The organism is Sphingobacterium nematocida, assembly GCF_900168125.1.
In the GTDB taxonomy this organism is placed as follows: domain Bacteria; phylum Bacteroidota; class Bacteroidia; order Sphingobacteriales; family Sphingobacteriaceae; genus Sphingobacterium; species Sphingobacterium nematocida.
In genome coordinates, this window is the sequence record NZ_FUZF01000002.1 from 265,032 (window position 1) to 281,965 (window position 16,934).

The following is a 16,934-nucleotide window of genomic DNA, read 5'->3' on the forward strand; positions in this document are numbered from 1 at the left end:
TAAATGGGCAAATCCAGTTTTTTTTTCTTTCTAAAGATTGGTCTTTTACTGATAGGATGTATAGGGATAGCTTATCTCTTGTTTGAAAATCGTGTTTTATATGCCGTATTACTTTTCTTCGTGCTTTTTGGAATAGCATATTACTGGTTGAGTGTCGAAAGACGTTTGTTGAATTACGTGTTAGATTTTGCTGAAGCGGTGAGATATAGAGATTTTACACGAAGATTTGTTGTGAAAAACCCAAGAACCGTTGAGGGTAGATTGTTTACGGCTTTTAATGATATTAATTCGGTATACAAAAGCATCAGTATAGATAAAGAAATACAGCATCAGTATTTAAACAAGGTGATCAATATGTTGGATTCGGCTATTATATTTTATGAGGCGGGATCAGGTAAGGTGGTGTGGATCAATGATGCTTTCAAGCAGTTATTTAATACTCCCCATCTTGGTAACATTAAAGGGTTGATCAAAAGGCATCTGGAACTGTATGAAAAGACAATAGGGCTGAAAGTGGGCAGACAGCAAACGGAAACAATAAATTCTATTCGGGGCAAGATTAAGCTTTTGATGAATAGTTCTGAATTTGAAACCCAGGAAGGGTTGTTCCGGATTGTAGTATGTCAAAATATAAATGAAGCAATTGATGAAGCCGAGACTAAGGCTTGGCATAAATTACTCCGTGTATTGACCCATGAAATTATGAACTCTATTGCTCCGATTAGTTCGTTGGCTGAAACGTTACACGGTCGATTGGAAATGGGGTATAAAGATGAGGATACTGAAGATCTTAAGGTCGGGATCCATACGATAAAGCGACGTAGCGAAGGTTTGTTGCAATTCGCAAAGAGTTATAGGATGATTAATAAGGTAGATCATCCTGACTTCAAGAATGTATTGCTTATTGATGTTTTTGAAGAAATCTATCAGCTGTTAGAGCCGACTATGCTCCAGAAGGGAATAGATGTTGATATCATTATAAAAGATACGCGCTTGCTTCTGTATGCGGATAGGAATCTAATTGAACAGGTTTTGATTAATTTATTGTTGAACGCAATGGAGGCGGTGAGTGACTGTGACGAACCTTATATCAGCATAACGGGCAAAGTTCAAGATGGACATGTGCGTATTGAAGTGGCTGATAATGGTAAGGGGATGTCTTCAGAGATCCAAGAGCAGATCTTTACACCTTTTTTTACAACACGTAAGACAGGAACGGGGGTAGGATTGACATTGAGTAAACAGATTATGCTGGTTCATAATGGTAATATTATGGTGGATAGTATAGAGGGGAAGGGGAGCGTGTTTACTTTGAATTTCTAATGTCTGGTTTAAAGCCTATTTTTGTAATATGAGGTATTTCTGGACAGGAGTTATGCATTTTCTCTCTTCGAATAGTCGACATGGGACACATTCTCCATTTGTGTATAAATTGGCAGATAATGTCATCTACGCCAAATCAAAGACGCATTCTGTTGCTGGTAAACAGGAGGGGCTATTAGCGGATATAGCCGGTTACTTTGGGGTGAATTATGCCGAATCTGGTCTTGATATAGGAACAGATAAGGCACTGATTGTCGAAAAGTCTATGATGAATGTGGAGGATCTTGCGGTGCTGGTTCGGCGGTTTAAGTACTTGGTAATTCCGAATATCTATAAGGATAGGATCACAAAGCGATCCTGGCAATTGGTATGCCAAGATCCGCGTTTTATTGTTTGTATAGATTTGTTTTACTATGGTTTGATTTTCTACCGCAGTGAGCAGCCTAAAGAGTTTTTTAAGTTGCGATTTCCGTATTGGAGATGAAAGACTAAAATGCTTCGCTAATACTTAGATAAAATCCAGATTGTCTTTTTTCTCCGGCTCTTTTTTCTCCAAAGGCATAATCTAATCGAATACTGCTACTGTGTTCTATACTAAAGAAGTAGCGGATTCCCCCACCATAACTGGGCACCAAACGTAGATTGTTTGACTTTGAAAAAGTACTTCCTGTGCCTAAAAAGCCAGTTATGCCAAATCGAGGCATAAAACGGTAGCGTAGTTCGGCTTGTGCTGTAGCGTAGTTGTTGTCTTTGTAGCGGCCCAAATAATATCCACGCATGCTCATGTCTCCACCGAGATCGCGCATGGCATAAAATGGGATGTTATTCCCATAGGTGCCTCGGTATAATCCTTGTGTTGCTAAGCTAACTTTAGTTGAAAAGGGATAATAACCGCGCATGTCAACCTCGATCATGCTTCCTTGATAATTTTCTTTGCCAAAAAAATTGGGTGCGTAGGCGTATTTTACTCTTCCGTAAATTCCTTTTGTGGTGAATGTCGTTACGTCTCGAGTGTCATAAAGTGCAGAAACGCCCAGGGCTAGAAATTGTCCGCCGGACTTACCGTATATTTCTGGAGATTCGAAGATTCCACCAGCCTCGACATCGCTGAATTTAAAATAATCGTAATTTGCATTTAAACCAACGTAAAGCTTTGGTGCCAGTTTTTTTTCTACGTCTACTTTGAATCGGTATAAGGTTTGTTCTAAATAGTCTTCGTCGGCTTTCCAAGTATCATTGCCTATTCCGTAGAAGTTGAATGGCCAGTCTCGAAGACGTATATCTGTAAGTATATGATATTCGTTGCCTTTGGTCCATAGGTCGGATGTTAGGTTTACTTTCTTTTGCTTCTCCGTAGTTACGGTGGCAATAAGCATGACGTTTGAAGTCTTGCTTTGTAGATCGGTTCGATCCATATAAAAGTTGTAGGTACTTGCTATACCTATTTCCAAACCCGTTTCCTGTGCGTATGCAACAGCGGGTAATACCATAAAACTAGGGCCTCTCGTACTATCGTTTGTAGAGGAAAATACTTTTTTAATAACCTTTTTTACCAAGTTGTCTTCTTTTTGTGCAACAGCGGATAGCGAGATCCCTGTAAAGAGAAGACTGCATAATAGTTTGTATCGAATCATGTAATATGAAAATTCAAAGCATCAAACTTAGATAAAATGCTTTGGAATCTCGAATAAGAACAGGAAAAACTGAGGCATAATTATCCTATTTACACGTTTTCTTGTGTTAAAAAAAAGGAGTAAATCATTTTTTGATTTTGGTCTAGAAGAAGTTTTCTTTTCATTGAAGTAGTAAATAGGAGCATTGGTTAATGCGATTTGATATTTGATTGTGAAAATTATTTACTTGCATATCAGTGGGATGAATATTTAGCTGCGTTTTTTTTCTAAAATTATTTTTGATAAGTCATTTCTGTGTCTATCTTTGCATCATCGAAAACGGAAACATCGGTTGTTTGTTCAGGATTTGATAACGTTCTTTAAGAAGAAAAAAGAAAAAAAGTTTTTTAAAATATCTCTTGCAAGTTTGAAATAAAATTTTGATTTTTGCACTCGCTGTTAGAAAGTAACAGATGTTCTTAGAGATTTTGAATAAAACGTAATAAAAGCCTCCTTAGCTCAGCTGGTAGAGCAACTGACTTGTAATCAGTAGGTCATTGGTTCGATTCCGATAGGAGGCTCTAAATGCGACGAAAGTTGCAGGTCTGGAGGGGTTCCAGAGCGGTCAAATGGGACGGACTGTAAATCCGTTGCTTCGGCTTCGAAGGTTCGAATCCTTCTCCCTCCACACTTTTTCTGATCTCTTTTAGGGGAGATCAAAAGCGGAAGTAGCTCAGTTGGTAGAGCGATAGCCTTCCAAGCTATAGGTCGCGAGTTCGAACCTCGTCTTCCGCTCTTTAATTTCAAGATTTTTAGTCTCTATCTTTCGTAAATTATGATGTTAGGTGGGGGCATAAATCTGTAAATAAGCTTTTATAAAGCCGAAGTAGCTCAGGGGTAGAGCACTTCCTTGGTAAGGAAGAGGTCGTGGGTTCAAATCCCATCTTTGGCTCGATAATTTAGTTTATTATTTTTTTTTGTATAAAATTTAATAAAGAATATTTAATAATTACTAATTCGCATAAACATGGCAAAAGAGAAATTTGACCGTAGTAAACCGCACTTAAACATTGGTACTATCGGTCACGTTGACCACGGTAAAACAACGACTACAGCTGCTATCACAAAAGTATTGGCTGATAAAGGTTTATCAGAAGCTCGTTCATTTGATTCAATTGACTCTGCTCCTGAAGAAAAAGAACGTGGTATCACGATTAACACATCACACGTTGAGTATTCAACAGCTAACCGTCACTATGCACACGTTGACTGTCCAGGTCACGCCGATTACGTTAAGAACATGGTAACTGGTGCTGCTCAGATGGACGGCGCTATTATCGTAGTTGCTGCTACTGATGGTCCTATGCCTCAAACTCGTGAGCACATCCTATTGGCTCGTCAGGTTGGTGTTCCTGCGTTAGTAGTTTTCATGAACAAAACTGACTTAGTTGATGATCCAGAATTGTTAGACTTAGTTGAAATGGAAGTTCGTGAATTATTATCTTTCTACGAATTCCCAGGTGATGATATTCCAGTAGTTAAAGGATCTGCTTTAGGTGCATTGAACGGTGAGCCTGAGTGGGTTGAGAAAATCATGGAATTGATGGATGCTGTAGATAACTACATTCCAATCCCTCCACGTTTGACTGATCTTCCTTTCTTGATGCCAGTTGAGGACGTATTCTCGATCACAGGTCGTGGTACAGTTGCTACAGGTCGTATCGAAAGAGGTGTGATCAACTCTGGTGATCCAGTTGAGATCTTAGGTATGGGTGCTGAGAACTTGAAATCTACAGTAACAGGTGTTGAGATGTTCCGTAAAATCTTAGATTACGGTGAAGCTGGTGATAACGTAGGTTTATTGTTACGTGGTATTGAGAAAACTGATATCAAACGTGGTATGGTTATCTGTAAACCAGGTTCAGTAACTCCTCACGATCACTTCAAAGCTGAGGTTTACGTATTATCAAAAGCAGAAGGTGGACGTCACACTCCATTCTTTAACAAATACCGTCCTCAATTCTATTTCCGTACAACTGACGTAACTGGAGAAATCTCTTTACCAGAAGGAACTGAAATGGTTATGCCAGGTGATAACGTTACAATTACAGTGAAATTGATCTCTGCGATTGCGATGGAAAAAGGTCTACGTTTCGCTATCCGTGAGGGTGGTCGTACAGTAGGTGCTGGTCAGGTAACTGAAATCATTTAATCTGTATAGATTAATCAAAAATAAAAATAAGCTAATCGGTGAATGCTGATTAGCTTATTTTTTTCTTTTTATCAGTATATTATTCTGAAATAAAAGATAAAAAATATTTGCTGCAAACGGTTTAAAACACTATATTTGCAACACAAAATAAGAAATACACGGGCATAGTTTAAAGGTAGAACGAAGGTCTCCAAAACCTTTGGTCTGGGTTCGAGTCCTGGTGCCCGTGCATAATAACTTAAATAATCAAAAAATGGCTAACGTACTTGGTTTTTTTAAAGAGTCATACGAAGAGATCACACAGAAGGTTACTTGGCCTACTTGGTCTCAGTTACAAAACCACGCTGTGGTTGTACTTATAGCTTCCTTAATAATCGCTATAGTGGTGTTGGCAATGGATAAGGCTTCAAGCAATATTCTGGAGTTGTTGTACGGTACTAAGTAAGCAGTCTATCAATTAGTATTATGGCAGATCAAACGTTGAAATGGTACGTAGTGCGTGCTGTGAGTGGTAAAGAGAAAAAGGTAAAGCAATATATAGAGGCTGAAGTTAATCGTCTAGGAATTCAACATTTGATTCCTCAGGTGTTGATACCAATGGAGAAGTATTACCAGATGCGTGACGGTAAAAAAGTTGCGAAAGAGCGGAATTACTATCCAGGTTATGTATTGATCGAAGCAGCTTTAGATGGCGAGATCGAACATGTTATCAAGAACTTGAATAGTGTTATCGGTTTCTTGGGAGATAAAGCTGGTGTAGCGATTCCATTGCGTCAAGCGGAGATAAATCGTATTTTAGGTAAAGTGGATGAGATGGCGGAGCAAGGGGAGTCTATTAATATGACTTACTTTGTTGGCGAGTCTGTTAAGGTAATCGACGGTCCATTTAATGGATTTACCGGTGAAGTTGAAGAAGTGCATGAGGATAAGAAAAAATTAACAGTTATGGTTAAGGTGTTTGGACGTAAGACTCCTTTAGAGCTTAACTATATGCAGGTTGAAAAAGAGTAATAAACGCTTACTAGTGAGTGTCAAAATATTTAAGCCAGTTCATTTTTTGAGCTGGTTTTTTTGTTTATAGAAATATTTTGATGATAGTCTTTTTTAATTAAAAACTTATTATTATCTTTGCACCTCGTTTAGTTGCATAAATCTCTTGATTAGTAGCTTTTCGGAATAAATGTTACAAGTATTGCTTCCAACTTACTAACAAACATTTAACAAATTAAATAACAAACAAAATGGCAAAAGAAGTCAGTGCGTTAGTAAAATTACAAGTAAAGGGCGGTGCAGCAAATCCATCTCCTCCAGTAGGACCTGCTTTAGGTGCTAAGGGTGTGAATATTATGGATTTCTGTAAGCAGTTCAATGCTCGTACGCAAGACAAACCAGGACAAGTATTGCCCGTTGTAATTACTGTTTATGCTGATAAATCATTTGATTTTATCATTAAGACTCCACCAGTAGCAGTTCAGTTGAAAGACGCTGCTAAATTGAAAAGTGGATCTGGCGAGCCTAACCGTAAGAAAGTTGCTTCTATTACTTGGGAGCAAGTGGAAACGATCGCTAAAGATAAAATGCCGGATTTAAATGCATTTACCGTAGACGCGGCAATGAGAATGGTCGCTGGTACGGCGCGTAGTATGGGTATCACTGTTTCAGGTGACGCTCCTTGGAAAAATTAATTAACGAAATCAGTTTAAGAAAGTGGCTAGATTAACAAAGAATCAAAAAGCGGCACTATCCAAAATTGAAGCTGGTAAGGCGTACACTTTAGCTGATGCTGCGGCATTGGTTAAAGAGATTACTATGGCTAAATTTGACGCTTCTGTGGATATCGACGTGCGTTTGGGCGTAGATCCACGTAAAGCGAATCAAATGGTTCGTGGTATTGCAACATTGCCTCACGGAACTGGAAAAACTGTGCGTGTTTTAGTATTGTGTACTCCTGATAAGGAGGAAGAAGCTAAAGCCGCAGGTGCAGATTACGTAGGCCTTGACGACTATATCAGCAAAATTGAAGGTGGTTGGACTGACGTTGACATCATTATTACTATGCCTTCGGTTATGGCAAAAGTAGGTAAATTGGGCCGTATTTTAGGGCCAAGAAACTTAATGCCTAACCCTAAGACTGGTACAGTAACTACAGAAGTAGGAAAAGCTGTAACAGACGTAAAAGGCGGTAAGATTGATTTCAAGGTTGACAAGACAGGAATTATTCACACTTCAGTTGGAAAAGTGTCTTTCCCTGCGGAGAAAATTTACGAAAACGCATTAGAAGTATTGCAAGTTATCAGTAAATTGAAACCTTCTGCAGCTAAGGGAACATACTTCAAGAGTATTCACATCTCATCAACGATGAGTCCGGGTATTCATGTAGAAACTAAATCAGTAGCAGGAATTTAATCATGAGAAAAGAAGAAAAACAAGAAATTGTTCAAGCTTTGGCCGAACAGATTAAATCCTACGGTAATTTCTATATTACTGACACTGCTGATTTATCTGTTGAAAAAATCAATGGAATTCGTCGCAAATGTTTCGAGCAAGATATTATCATTCAAGTTGCTAAGAACAGCTTGATCGAGAAAGCTTTGATCGAAGCGGGTATTGACTCAGAAGAACTTAAAGGTGTCTTGAAAGGAGCTTCTACAATGATGTTCTCTGAGAATGCTAATGCGCCGGCAAAATTGATCAAACAATTACGTAAAGAAGGTGATAAGCCTGTTTTAAAAGCAGCTTATATCCAAGAAACGGCTTTCGTAGGCGACGATCAATTGAATGCACTAGTTAACCTTAAATCTAAGGATGAATTGGTTGCAGACATTATTGCGGCATTACAATCACCTGCGAAGAATGTTATTTCTGCTCTTCAATCGGGAGGAAATACAGTTTCAGGTTTGTTGAAAGCTTTAGAAGACAGAGGCTAACGAACGTCTCTTAAAAAAAGTTCGTATACTATTAAAAATAATTATTTAAGAAAATTTTAAAAATCAAAATAAAATGGCAGATTTAAAACAACTTGCTGAACAGTTAGTTAACTTAACGGTAAAAGAAGTTAAAGAATTAGCTGATATCTTAAAAGATGAGTACGGTATCGAGCCTGCTGCTGCTGCTGTTGCAGTTGCTGCTGCTCCTGCTGAAGGTGGCGCTGCTGCTGCTGAAGAGAAAACATCATTTGACGTTATCTTGAAAGAAGCTGGTGGTCAGAAATTAGCAGTAGTTAAATTAGTTAAAGATTTAGCTGGCTTAGGCTTGAAAGAAGCTAAAGATTTAGTTGACGGTGCTCCTAAAGAATTGAAAGCTGGTGTTTCTAAAGACGAAGCAGAAGCTTTGAAAAAACAATTAGAAGAAGCTGGTGCTGTTGTTGAAATTAAATAATTTCGCATAACGCCCAAAAGAGATTAGACTCTGATAGTTTCTATCAGAGTCTATTCCTGTTTTAATGTATTGAACTAGGTCATATGTGTACTGTCGTATGATTTGGAGAGTGACAATTAGCAGTACAATTAAGCTCAGTTTTTTTAAACTAAAATCTTATTCCCTTGGCAAACAATAATATTCAAAAGGAAAGAGTGAACTTTGCTACAAGTAAGAAGGTAATTGATTATCCGGATTTCTTGGACGTGCAATTGGAGTCTTTCAGGGAGTTTTTTCAATTGGAAACTACTTCTGATAATCGCCATCAGGAAGGGTTGTACAAGGTTTTCGCGGAAAACTTCCCTATTTCTGATTCAAGAAACATTTTCGTGCTAGAGTTTTTGGATTATTTCATTGATCCGCCTCGTTACGATATTCAAGAATGTATCGAGCGTGGTCTAACTTATAGCGTGCCTTTAAAAGCAAAGTTAAAGTTATCTTGTAATGACGAAGAGCACGAGGATTTCGAAACGATTGTACAAGATGTATATTTAGGTACAATCCCGTACATGACACCAAAAGGTACTTTCGTGATCAATGGTGCTGAACGTGTAATTGTATCTCAGTTGCACCGCTCTCCTGGCGTATTCTTTGGTCAGAGTAGACACACAAATGGTACTAAACTTTATTCTGCAAGGGTAATCCCTTTTAAAGGGTCTTGGATCGAATTCGCTACTGACGTTAACAACGTTATGTATGCTTACATCGATCGTAAGAAAAAGTTCCCAGTTACGACTTTGTTACGTGCTATCGGTTATGATTCAGATAAGGACATCTTAGAATTATTCGATCTAGCTGATGAAGTGAAAGTTAGTAAATCGGGACTAAAAAAATACATTGGTCGTCGTTTAGCAGCAAGGGTATTAAACAAATGGACTGAAGATTTTGTAGACGAGGATACAGGTGAAGTTGTATCTATCGATCGTAACGAAATTATTTTTGAACGTGAAACTGTTTTGGAAGAGGATCACATTGACTTGATCATCGACGCAGGTGTAAAATCTATTATACTAGCGAAAGAGGATGAATCAAACAATGCGGACTATTCTATTATATATAATACCTTACAGAAAGATACGTCTAACTCAGAGAAAGAAGCGGTAGAGCATATCTATCGTCAATTGCGTAACGCTGAACCACCTGATGAGGAAACTGCTCGTGGTATCATCGATCGTTTATTCTTCTCGGACAAACGTTATGATTTAGGTGATGTAGGTCGTTACCGTATCAATCGTAAGTTACAATTAGGTAAAGATGCCGATACTAAGGTATTGACACGTGAGGATATTATTGCTATTGTTAAGTACTTGATCAATTTGATCAACTCTAAAGCTGAAGTGGATGATATCGATCACTTGTCAAATCGTCGTGTACGTACTGTTGGTGAGCAGTTGTATGCTCAATTTGGTGTTGGTCTAGCACGTATGGCTCGTACTATCCGTGAGCGTATGAATATCAGAGACAACGAGGTGTTTACACCTACGGATTTGATTAATGCACGTACATTGTCGTCGGTCATTAACTCATTCTTCGGAACAAATCAGTTGTCTCAGTTTATGGATCAAACGAATCCTTTGGCTGAAATTACGCACAAGCGCCGTTTATCTGCCTTAGGTCCTGGTGGTCTTTCTCGTGAGCGCGCCGGATTTGAGGTTCGTGACGTTCACTATACACACTATGGCCGTCTTTGTACCATCGAAACACCAGAGGGACCGAACATCGGTTTGATTTCTTCTTTGGCTGTCCATGCGAAGATTAATAATCTAGGGTTCATCGAAACGCCATATCGTAAAGTTGAAAACGGGCGTGTGGTTGTAGAAGAGCCTGTCGTGTATTTGTCTGCGGAAGATGAAGATGAAAAAACAATTGCGCAGGCGAATGCAATGTATGACGATAAAGGTAATTTTGAAGATCCAAAAGTGAAAGCTAGATATGAGGGTGACTTCCCTATTATCGAACCTGAGAAGTTGGATTTAATGGACGTTGCTCCAAACCAAATTACTTCGATAGCAGCATCATTGATTCCTTTCTTGGAGCATGATGATGCCAACCGTGCATTGATGGGATCGAACATGCAGCGTCAAGCTGTTCCTTTGTTACGTCCGCAAGCACCGATCGTAGGTACTGGTCTTGAAGGACGTGTAGCATCTGATTCACGCACGTTGATCAATGCTGAAGGTTCTGGCGTTGTTGAGTACGTTGATGCTGAAGAGATCAAAATTCGTTATGATCGTACTGATGATGATCGTTTGGTCTCATTTGATGACGACGTTAAAACTTACCGTTTAATTAAATTTAAGAAAACGAATCAGAATACTTGTATTAACCTGAAGCCGATCGTTAAGAGGGGTCAGAAGGTTGTTAAAGGTCAGGTATTATGTGAGGGGTACGCAACAGAGGATGGCGAGCTAGCATTAGGTCGTAACCTGAAAGTGGCGTTCATGCCTTGGCAAGGTTACAACTTTGAGGATGCGATCGTAATTTCTGAACGTGTAGTATCTCAAGATATTTTCACTTCACTTCATATTGAAGAGTTTGAATTAGAAGTTCGTGATACAAAACGTGGTGAAGAAGAATTAACTGCTGATATTCCTAACGTATCCGAAGAAGCTACTAAAGACTTGGACGAAAACGGTATTATCCGTGTCGGAGCTGAGGTTGGAGAAGGAGATATCTTGATCGGTAAGATTACGCCTAAAGGAGAATCTGATCCTTCACCGGAAGAAAAATTATTACGGGCTATCTTTGGTGACAAAGCAGGTGACGTAAAAGATGCTTCTTTGAAGACTCCACCGTCTATTAAAGGTGTAGTTATCGATACCAAGTTATTCTCTCGTGCTAAGAAAATGTCTAAAGAAGTCGAAAGAAAGGCTTTAGAGAAATTGGAGGTTACGCACGAAAAGAACCTAAGAATATTGAAAGATCGTTTGGTTGATAAATTATTTACAATTGTAAATGGTAAAACCAGTCAAGGTATCTATAATGTTTATAAAGAGTTGTTGCTTGCAAAAGGAGCTAAGTTTACCCAAAAAATCTTGATGGATCTAGACTATGCAAATGTTAACCCATTTGGATGGACTACGGACGATGAGAAGAATGATATGGTAAAAATGGCTCTTCATAACTACAACATCAAGTTGAATGAAGAGTTAGGTGCTTTCAAACGTGATAAATTTGCTGTTTCTGTGGGTGATGAACTACCTTCTGGTATCGTACAGATGGCTAAAGTTTATGTTGCTAAGAAACGTAAATTGAAAGTGGGAGATAAGATGGCTGGTCGTCACGGTAACAAAGGTATCGTAGCACGTATCGTTCGTGATGAAGATATGCCTTTCTTAGAAGACGGTACACCTGTTGATATTGTGTTGAATCCACTAGGGGTACCTTCACGTATGAACTTGGGACAGATCTATGAAACTGTATTAGGTTGGGCAGGTCAAAAATTAGGTATGAAGTTCGCAACTCCAATCTTCGACGGTGCTGAAATGGATCAAGTAGAAGAGTGGGTAGACAAAGCAGGATTACCTAGATCAGGTCGTACGTATTTGTACAACGGTCTTACAGGAGATCGTTTTGACCAACCGACTACTGTTGGGGTTATCTATATGTTGAAATTAGGACACATGGTTGATGATAAGATGCATGCTCGTTCTATCGGACCTTACTCATTGATTACGCAACAGCCATTAGGTGGTAAGGCGCAATTCGGTGGTCAGCGTTTCGGTGAGATGGAGGTTTGGGCCTTAGAAGCATTCGGTGCATCTAACATCTTACAAGAGATCTTGACTGTGAAATCGGATGACGTTGTGGGACGTGCTAAGACATATGAAGCAATCGTCAAAGGTAATAATTTGCCTACTCCATCTGTTCCTGAATCGTTCAATGTATTAGTACATGAACTACGTGGTTTGGGTCTAGATATCACATTAGATTAATCAAGCAAAGAAATGAGCTTAGGAGGTCTTCGACCTCTTAAGCTTTTACATACATCTTTAAGTTATACAACGTATGTCTTACAAAAAAGATAATAAAATTAAAAGTAACTTCACTTCCATTACCATTAGTTTGGCCTCTCCAGAAACTATTTTGGAGCGTTCAAGTGGAGAGGTTACTAAACCAGAAACAATCAACTACCGTACCTACAAACCGGAGCGTGATGGTTTATTCTGTGAGCGTATCTTTGGTCCTGTAAAGGATTATGAGTGTCACTGTGGTAAATACAAACGTATCCGTTATAAAGGTATTGTATGTGATCGTTGTGGTGTAGAAGTTACAGAAAAGAAAGTACGCCGTGAGCGTATGGGACATATCAACTTGGTAGTTCCTGTTGCACACATTTGGTACTTCCGTTCGCTTCCTAATAAAATCGGTTACTTATTGGGGCTTCCAACTAAGAAGTTGGATATGATCATTTATTATGAGCGTTATGTTGTTATCCAAGCGGGTATCAAAGAAGATGACGGTATCTCGTACATGGATTTCTTGACCGAAGAAGAATATTTGGATATTTTGGATACACTTCCAAAAGAAAACCAATATTTAGATGATAATGACCCTCAGAAATTTGTTGCCAAAATGGGAGCAGATGCTTTGGAGGAATTATTGAAACGTCTTGATTTAGATCAGTTGTCGTATGATTTGCGGCACCAAGCAGCCAATGAAACTTCGCAACAACGTAAAAATGAAGCGTTAAAACGTCTTCATGTTGTGGAAGCTTTCCGTGGCGCTAATACACGTATCGAAAATAGACCGGAGTGGATGATCGTTAAGATTGTTCCTATTATTCCACCAGAGTTACGTCCTTTAGTACCTCTAGATGGTGGTCGTTTTGCAACTTCCGATTTGAATGACTTATATCGTCGTGTTATTATCCGTAATAACCGTCTTAAGCGTTTGATCGAGATTAAGGCGCCTGAAGTAATCTTACGTAACGAAAAACGTATGCTTCAAGAGGCTGTTGACTCGTTATTTGATAACTCACGTAAGGTAAATGCAGTGAAAACTGAAGGAAATCGTGCGTTGAAGTCATTATCTGATATTTTGAAAGGTAAACAAGGGCGTTTCCGTCAAAACTTATTAGGTAAGCGTGTTGACTACTCGGCTCGTTCGGTAATTGTTGTAGGACCTCATTTGAAATTACACGAGTGCGGTATTCCTAAAGATATGGCGGCAGAGCTTTACAAACCATTCATCATTCGTAAGATGATTGAAAGGGGAATTGTGAAAACTGTTAAGTCAGCTAAGAAAATCGTAGATCGTAAAGATCCGGTAGTATGGGATATTCTTGAAAATGTATTAAAAGGACACCCTGTATTATTAAACCGTGCTCCTACGCTTCACCGTTTGGGTATTCAAGCTTTCCAACCTACGCTGGTAGAGGGTAAAGCTATCCAATTACACCCATTAGTGTGTACAGCGTTCAACGCCGATTTTGATGGTGACCAGATGGCGGTTCACTTACCTTTGGGTAATGCTGCGATTTTGGAAGCTCAAATCTTGATGTTGGCAGCTCACAATATCTTGAACCCTGCAAATGGTTCTCCGGTCACTGTACCTTCACAGGATATGGTTTTGGGTCTTTATTATATTACAAAAGGCCGTAAGACGGATGATTCCCGCAAGATGAAAGGTGAAGGAAGTATCTTCTATTCTCCAGAAGAGGTTATTATTGCCTTGAATGAGAAACAAGTTGATCTTCACTCTTGGATAAAAGTACGTACCAATACGTTGGGTAGTACAGGTGAGATTGAGCAGCAGATTATCGAAACTACTGTAGGTCGTGTCATCTTTAACCAGATTGTTCCTGCAGAAGTTGGTTATATCAATGAGATCTTAACGAAGAAGTCTTTGCGTAATGTAATCGGTGAGATTGTAAAATCTACTGGTATGGCGCGCGCAGCTAAATTCTTGGATGACATGAAGGAACTTGGTTTCCAAACAGCATTCAAGGGAGGTTTGTCCTTCAATTTGCAAGATTTAAACATTCCTGCTGCAAAAGCGGAATTGATTGCGCAAGCTACTAATGAGGTAGATGAGGTGATGAATAACTATAACATGGGTTTCATTACGAACAACGAACGTTACAATCAGATTATCGATATCTGGACGCGTATCAACAATAGATTGACAGCGCACGTGATGGATATCTTGTCTAATGATAACCAAGGTTTCAACTCTGTATATATGATGTTGGATTCTGGAGCCCGTGGTTCTAAGGAGCAGATTCGTCAGTTATGTGGTATGCGTGGTTTGATGGCTAAACCTCAAAAATCTGGAGCTTCTGGAGGAGAGATTATTGAAAACCCGATTTTGTCAAACTTCAAAGAAGGTTTGTCTGTATTGGAATACTTTATTTCTACTCACGGTGCGCGTAAAGGTCTTGCGGATACAGCGTTGAAAACGGCGGATGCGGGTTACTTGACACGTCGTCTTCATGACGTAGCACAGGATATGATTGTTGTTGATCATGATTGTGGAGGCCTTCGCGGTATCTATACTACAGCGTTGAAAGATAATGATGATGTCGTTGAACCATTATACGATAGAATCTTAGGACGTACCCCACTTCATGATGTTTATCATCCTGAAACAGAGGCATTGATTGTAGCTGCTAATGAAGATATTACAGAAGAGGTTGCAGCGGCGATTGATGAAGCTGGTATCGAAGGGTTAGAAATTCGTTCCGTATTGACCTGTGAGGCAAAACGCGGTGTTTGTGCTTGTTGTTATGGACGTAACTTGGCATCTGGCAAACGTGTTCAAATGGGTGAGGCTGTCGGTGTTATTGCTGCGCAGTCTATCGGTGAGCCAGGTACACAGTTAACACTTCGTACATTCCACGTAGGGGGTACTGCATCAAATATTGCAGCCGAGTCTACGATTGTGGCTAAATACGAAGGTACGATCGAGTTTGAGAATGTTCGTACAGTTGAAAAAGAAGGTGAAGAAGGTCCTTATCAAGTAGTTTTAGGTCGTTCAGGCGAGATCAAGGTAGTAAATGCAGATCGTAAAGTTCTTTATCAACAAATTATTCCTTATGGATCTAATTTGTATGTAAGAGAAGGTGAGAAGGTAGAGAAGGGTACTAAGCTTGTTGATTGGGATCCATATAATGCCGTAATTATCTCAGAGTTTGCTGGTAAAGTTGAGTTTGATGCTATTATCGAAGGTGTAACTTTCCGTGAAGAATCTGATGATCAAACTGGGCATAAGGAGAAAGTTATTATCGAAACTCGTGATAAAACTAAAAACCCGACGATCAAGGTTCTTGATAACAAGGGGGAAGTTATTCGCTCGTATAATATTCCTGTTGGAGCACACGTATCGGTATCTGATGGTCAAAAGTTGAAAGAAGGTGCTATCTTGGTTAAGATTCCTCGTTCTACAGGTAAAACCCGAGATATTACGGGTGGTCTTCCTCGTGTAACGGAATTATTTGAAGCACGTAATCCTTCAAACCCAGCGGTGGTTACTGAGATTGATGGTGTTGTTTCTTTAGGTGGCGTAAAAAGAGGTAACCGTGAAGTTTCGATCGAATCTCGTGATGGACAGGTGAAGAAATATTTGGTGCCACTTTCAAAACATATCCTTGTGCAAGATAATGACTTTATCAAAGCAGGTATGCCTTTGTCTGATGGACAGATTTCTCCAGGTGATATATTATCAATCAAAGGTCCTTCTGCGGTACAAGAGTATATCGTTAACGGTATTCAGGAGGTCTATCGTCTGCAAGGTGTGAAGATCAATGATAAACACTTTGAAACAATCGTACATCAGATGATGCAGAAAGTGAATATCGAAGATCCAGGAGATACGCGTTTCTTGGAAAGAGAAGCTGCAAACAAATGGGATTTCATGTTAGAAAACGATTCGTTATATGACAAGAAAGTCGTTGTTGACGCTGGAGACTCAAATTCATTACGTCCTGGACAGATCGTTACTTTACGTAAACTACGTGAAGAGAACTCTAGTCTGAAACGTCAAGACATGAAGTTGGTTGAAGTTCGTGACGCTATCCCTGCTACATCTAGTCCGTTGCTTCAAGGTATTACCAGAGCATCATTAGGTACTAAGTCATTCATTTCTGCTGCGTCCTTCCAAGAGACGACGAAAGTATTGAATGAAGCAGCTATCGCCGGTAAGCGTGATGATTTGTTAGGACTGAAAGAAAATGTAATTGTTGGACACTTAATTCCTTCAGGTACAGGACTTCGCCACTACAGCAATATCATTGTTGGATCACGCGAAGAGTATGATCAGTTATTAGCTTCTAAAGAGGAAGATTAATTTCCTTTTTGAAAATATGCTATAGCAAAGGGGCTGTCCAAATGGATAGCCTCTTTCGTTTTTAATTATTTGTGTACGAAAAC

General features: G+C 39.3%; 12 protein-coding genes and 5 tRNA genes. 16 read left to right on the forward strand and 1 reads right to left on the reverse strand.

Annotated features, from left to right (window positions below):
- Positions 1–3: 3 nt before the first annotated feature.
- On the forward strand, positions 4–1,323 hold the full coding sequence (locus B5X76_RS03385) for a sensor histidine kinase (RefSeq protein ID WP_079641238.1): 1,320 nt from the start codon (positions 4–6) through the stop codon (positions 1,321–1,323).
- Positions 1,324–1,351: 28 nt separating this feature from the next.
- Positions 1,352–1,807 carry a hypothetical protein gene (locus B5X76_RS21925; protein WP_079641240.1) on the forward strand — a complete coding sequence of 152 codons (456 nt, stop codon included), beginning with the start codon at positions 1,352–1,354 and terminating at the stop codon, positions 1,805–1,807.
- A 4-nt stretch (positions 1,808–1,811) separates the two neighbouring features.
- Here B5X76_RS21925 and B5X76_RS03395 read toward each other — a convergent pair whose 3' ends face one another.
- Complete coding sequence (locus B5X76_RS03395) at positions 1,812–2,957, reverse strand: BamA/TamA family outer membrane protein (protein WP_079641242.1); 1,146 nt, start codon at positions 2,955–2,957, stop codon at positions 1,812–1,814.
- A gap of 487 nt (positions 2,958–3,444) precedes the next feature.
- Between B5X76_RS03395 and B5X76_RS03400 the strand changes: the two genes are divergently transcribed.
- From B5X76_RS03400 to rpoC, 14 genes are all read left to right on the forward strand, one after another.
- Positions 3,445–3,517: transfer RNA gene (locus B5X76_RS03400), tRNA-Thr, on the forward strand.
- A gap of 26 nt (positions 3,518–3,543) precedes the next feature.
- A tRNA-Tyr gene (locus tag B5X76_RS03405) sits at positions 3,544–3,624 on the forward strand.
- Positions 3,625–3,658: 34 nt separating this feature from the next.
- Positions 3,659–3,731, forward strand: a tRNA-Gly gene (locus B5X76_RS03410).
- An 85-nt stretch (positions 3,732–3,816) separates the two neighbouring features.
- A tRNA-Thr gene (locus tag B5X76_RS03415) sits at positions 3,817–3,888 on the forward strand.
- Between the two features lie 75 nt (positions 3,889–3,963).
- Positions 3,964–5,148 (forward strand): elongation factor Tu, encoded by a 1,185-nt coding sequence (tuf, locus tag B5X76_RS03420; RefSeq protein WP_079641244.1) that lies wholly within the window; start codon positions 3,964–3,966, stop codon positions 5,146–5,148.
- Between the two features lie 158 nt (positions 5,149–5,306).
- Positions 5,307–5,377: transfer RNA gene (locus tag B5X76_RS03425), tRNA-Trp, on the forward strand.
- A 24-nt stretch (positions 5,378–5,401) separates the two neighbouring features.
- Entirely contained in the window at positions 5,402–5,593 is a 192-nt protein-coding gene (gene secE, locus B5X76_RS03430; protein WP_079641599.1) for a preprotein translocase subunit SecE, read from the forward strand.
- 20 nt (positions 5,594–5,613) lie between these two features.
- The gene (nusG, locus tag B5X76_RS03435; protein WP_079641246.1) at positions 5,614–6,159 is read left to right on the forward strand and encodes a transcription termination/antitermination protein NusG; all 546 of its coding nucleotides are present in this window, start codon (positions 5,614–5,616) and stop codon (positions 6,157–6,159) included.
- Between the two features lie 230 nt (positions 6,160–6,389).
- Positions 6,390–6,833 carry a 50S ribosomal protein L11 gene (gene rplK, locus B5X76_RS03440; protein WP_079641248.1) on the forward strand — a complete coding sequence of 148 codons (444 nt, stop codon included), beginning with the start codon at positions 6,390–6,392 and terminating at the stop codon, positions 6,831–6,833.
- 22 nt (positions 6,834–6,855) lie between these two features.
- Positions 6,856–7,554 carry a 50S ribosomal protein L1 gene (rplA, locus tag B5X76_RS03445; RefSeq protein ID WP_079641250.1) on the forward strand — a complete coding sequence of 233 codons (699 nt, stop codon included), beginning with the start codon at positions 6,856–6,858 and terminating at the stop codon, positions 7,552–7,554.
- A gap of 2 nt (positions 7,555–7,556) precedes the next feature.
- Complete coding sequence (gene rplJ, locus B5X76_RS03450; protein ID WP_079641252.1) at positions 7,557–8,075, forward strand: 50S ribosomal protein L10; 519 nt, start codon at positions 7,557–7,559, stop codon at positions 8,073–8,075.
- 73 nt (positions 8,076–8,148) lie between these two features.
- The gene (gene rplL, locus B5X76_RS03455) at positions 8,149–8,526 is read left to right on the forward strand and encodes a 50S ribosomal protein L7/L12 (protein WP_002992785.1); all 378 of its coding nucleotides are present in this window, start codon (positions 8,149–8,151) and stop codon (positions 8,524–8,526) included.
- 164 nt (positions 8,527–8,690) lie between these two features.
- Complete coding sequence (rpoB, locus tag B5X76_RS03460) at positions 8,691–12,500, forward strand: DNA-directed RNA polymerase subunit beta (RefSeq protein WP_079641254.1); 3,810 nt, start codon at positions 8,691–8,693, stop codon at positions 12,498–12,500.
- Between the two features lie 73 nt (positions 12,501–12,573).
- On the forward strand, positions 12,574–16,851 hold the full coding sequence (rpoC, locus tag B5X76_RS03465; protein WP_079641256.1) for a DNA-directed RNA polymerase subunit beta': 4,278 nt from the start codon (positions 12,574–12,576) through the stop codon (positions 16,849–16,851).
- Positions 16,852–16,934: the final 83 nt, after the last annotated feature.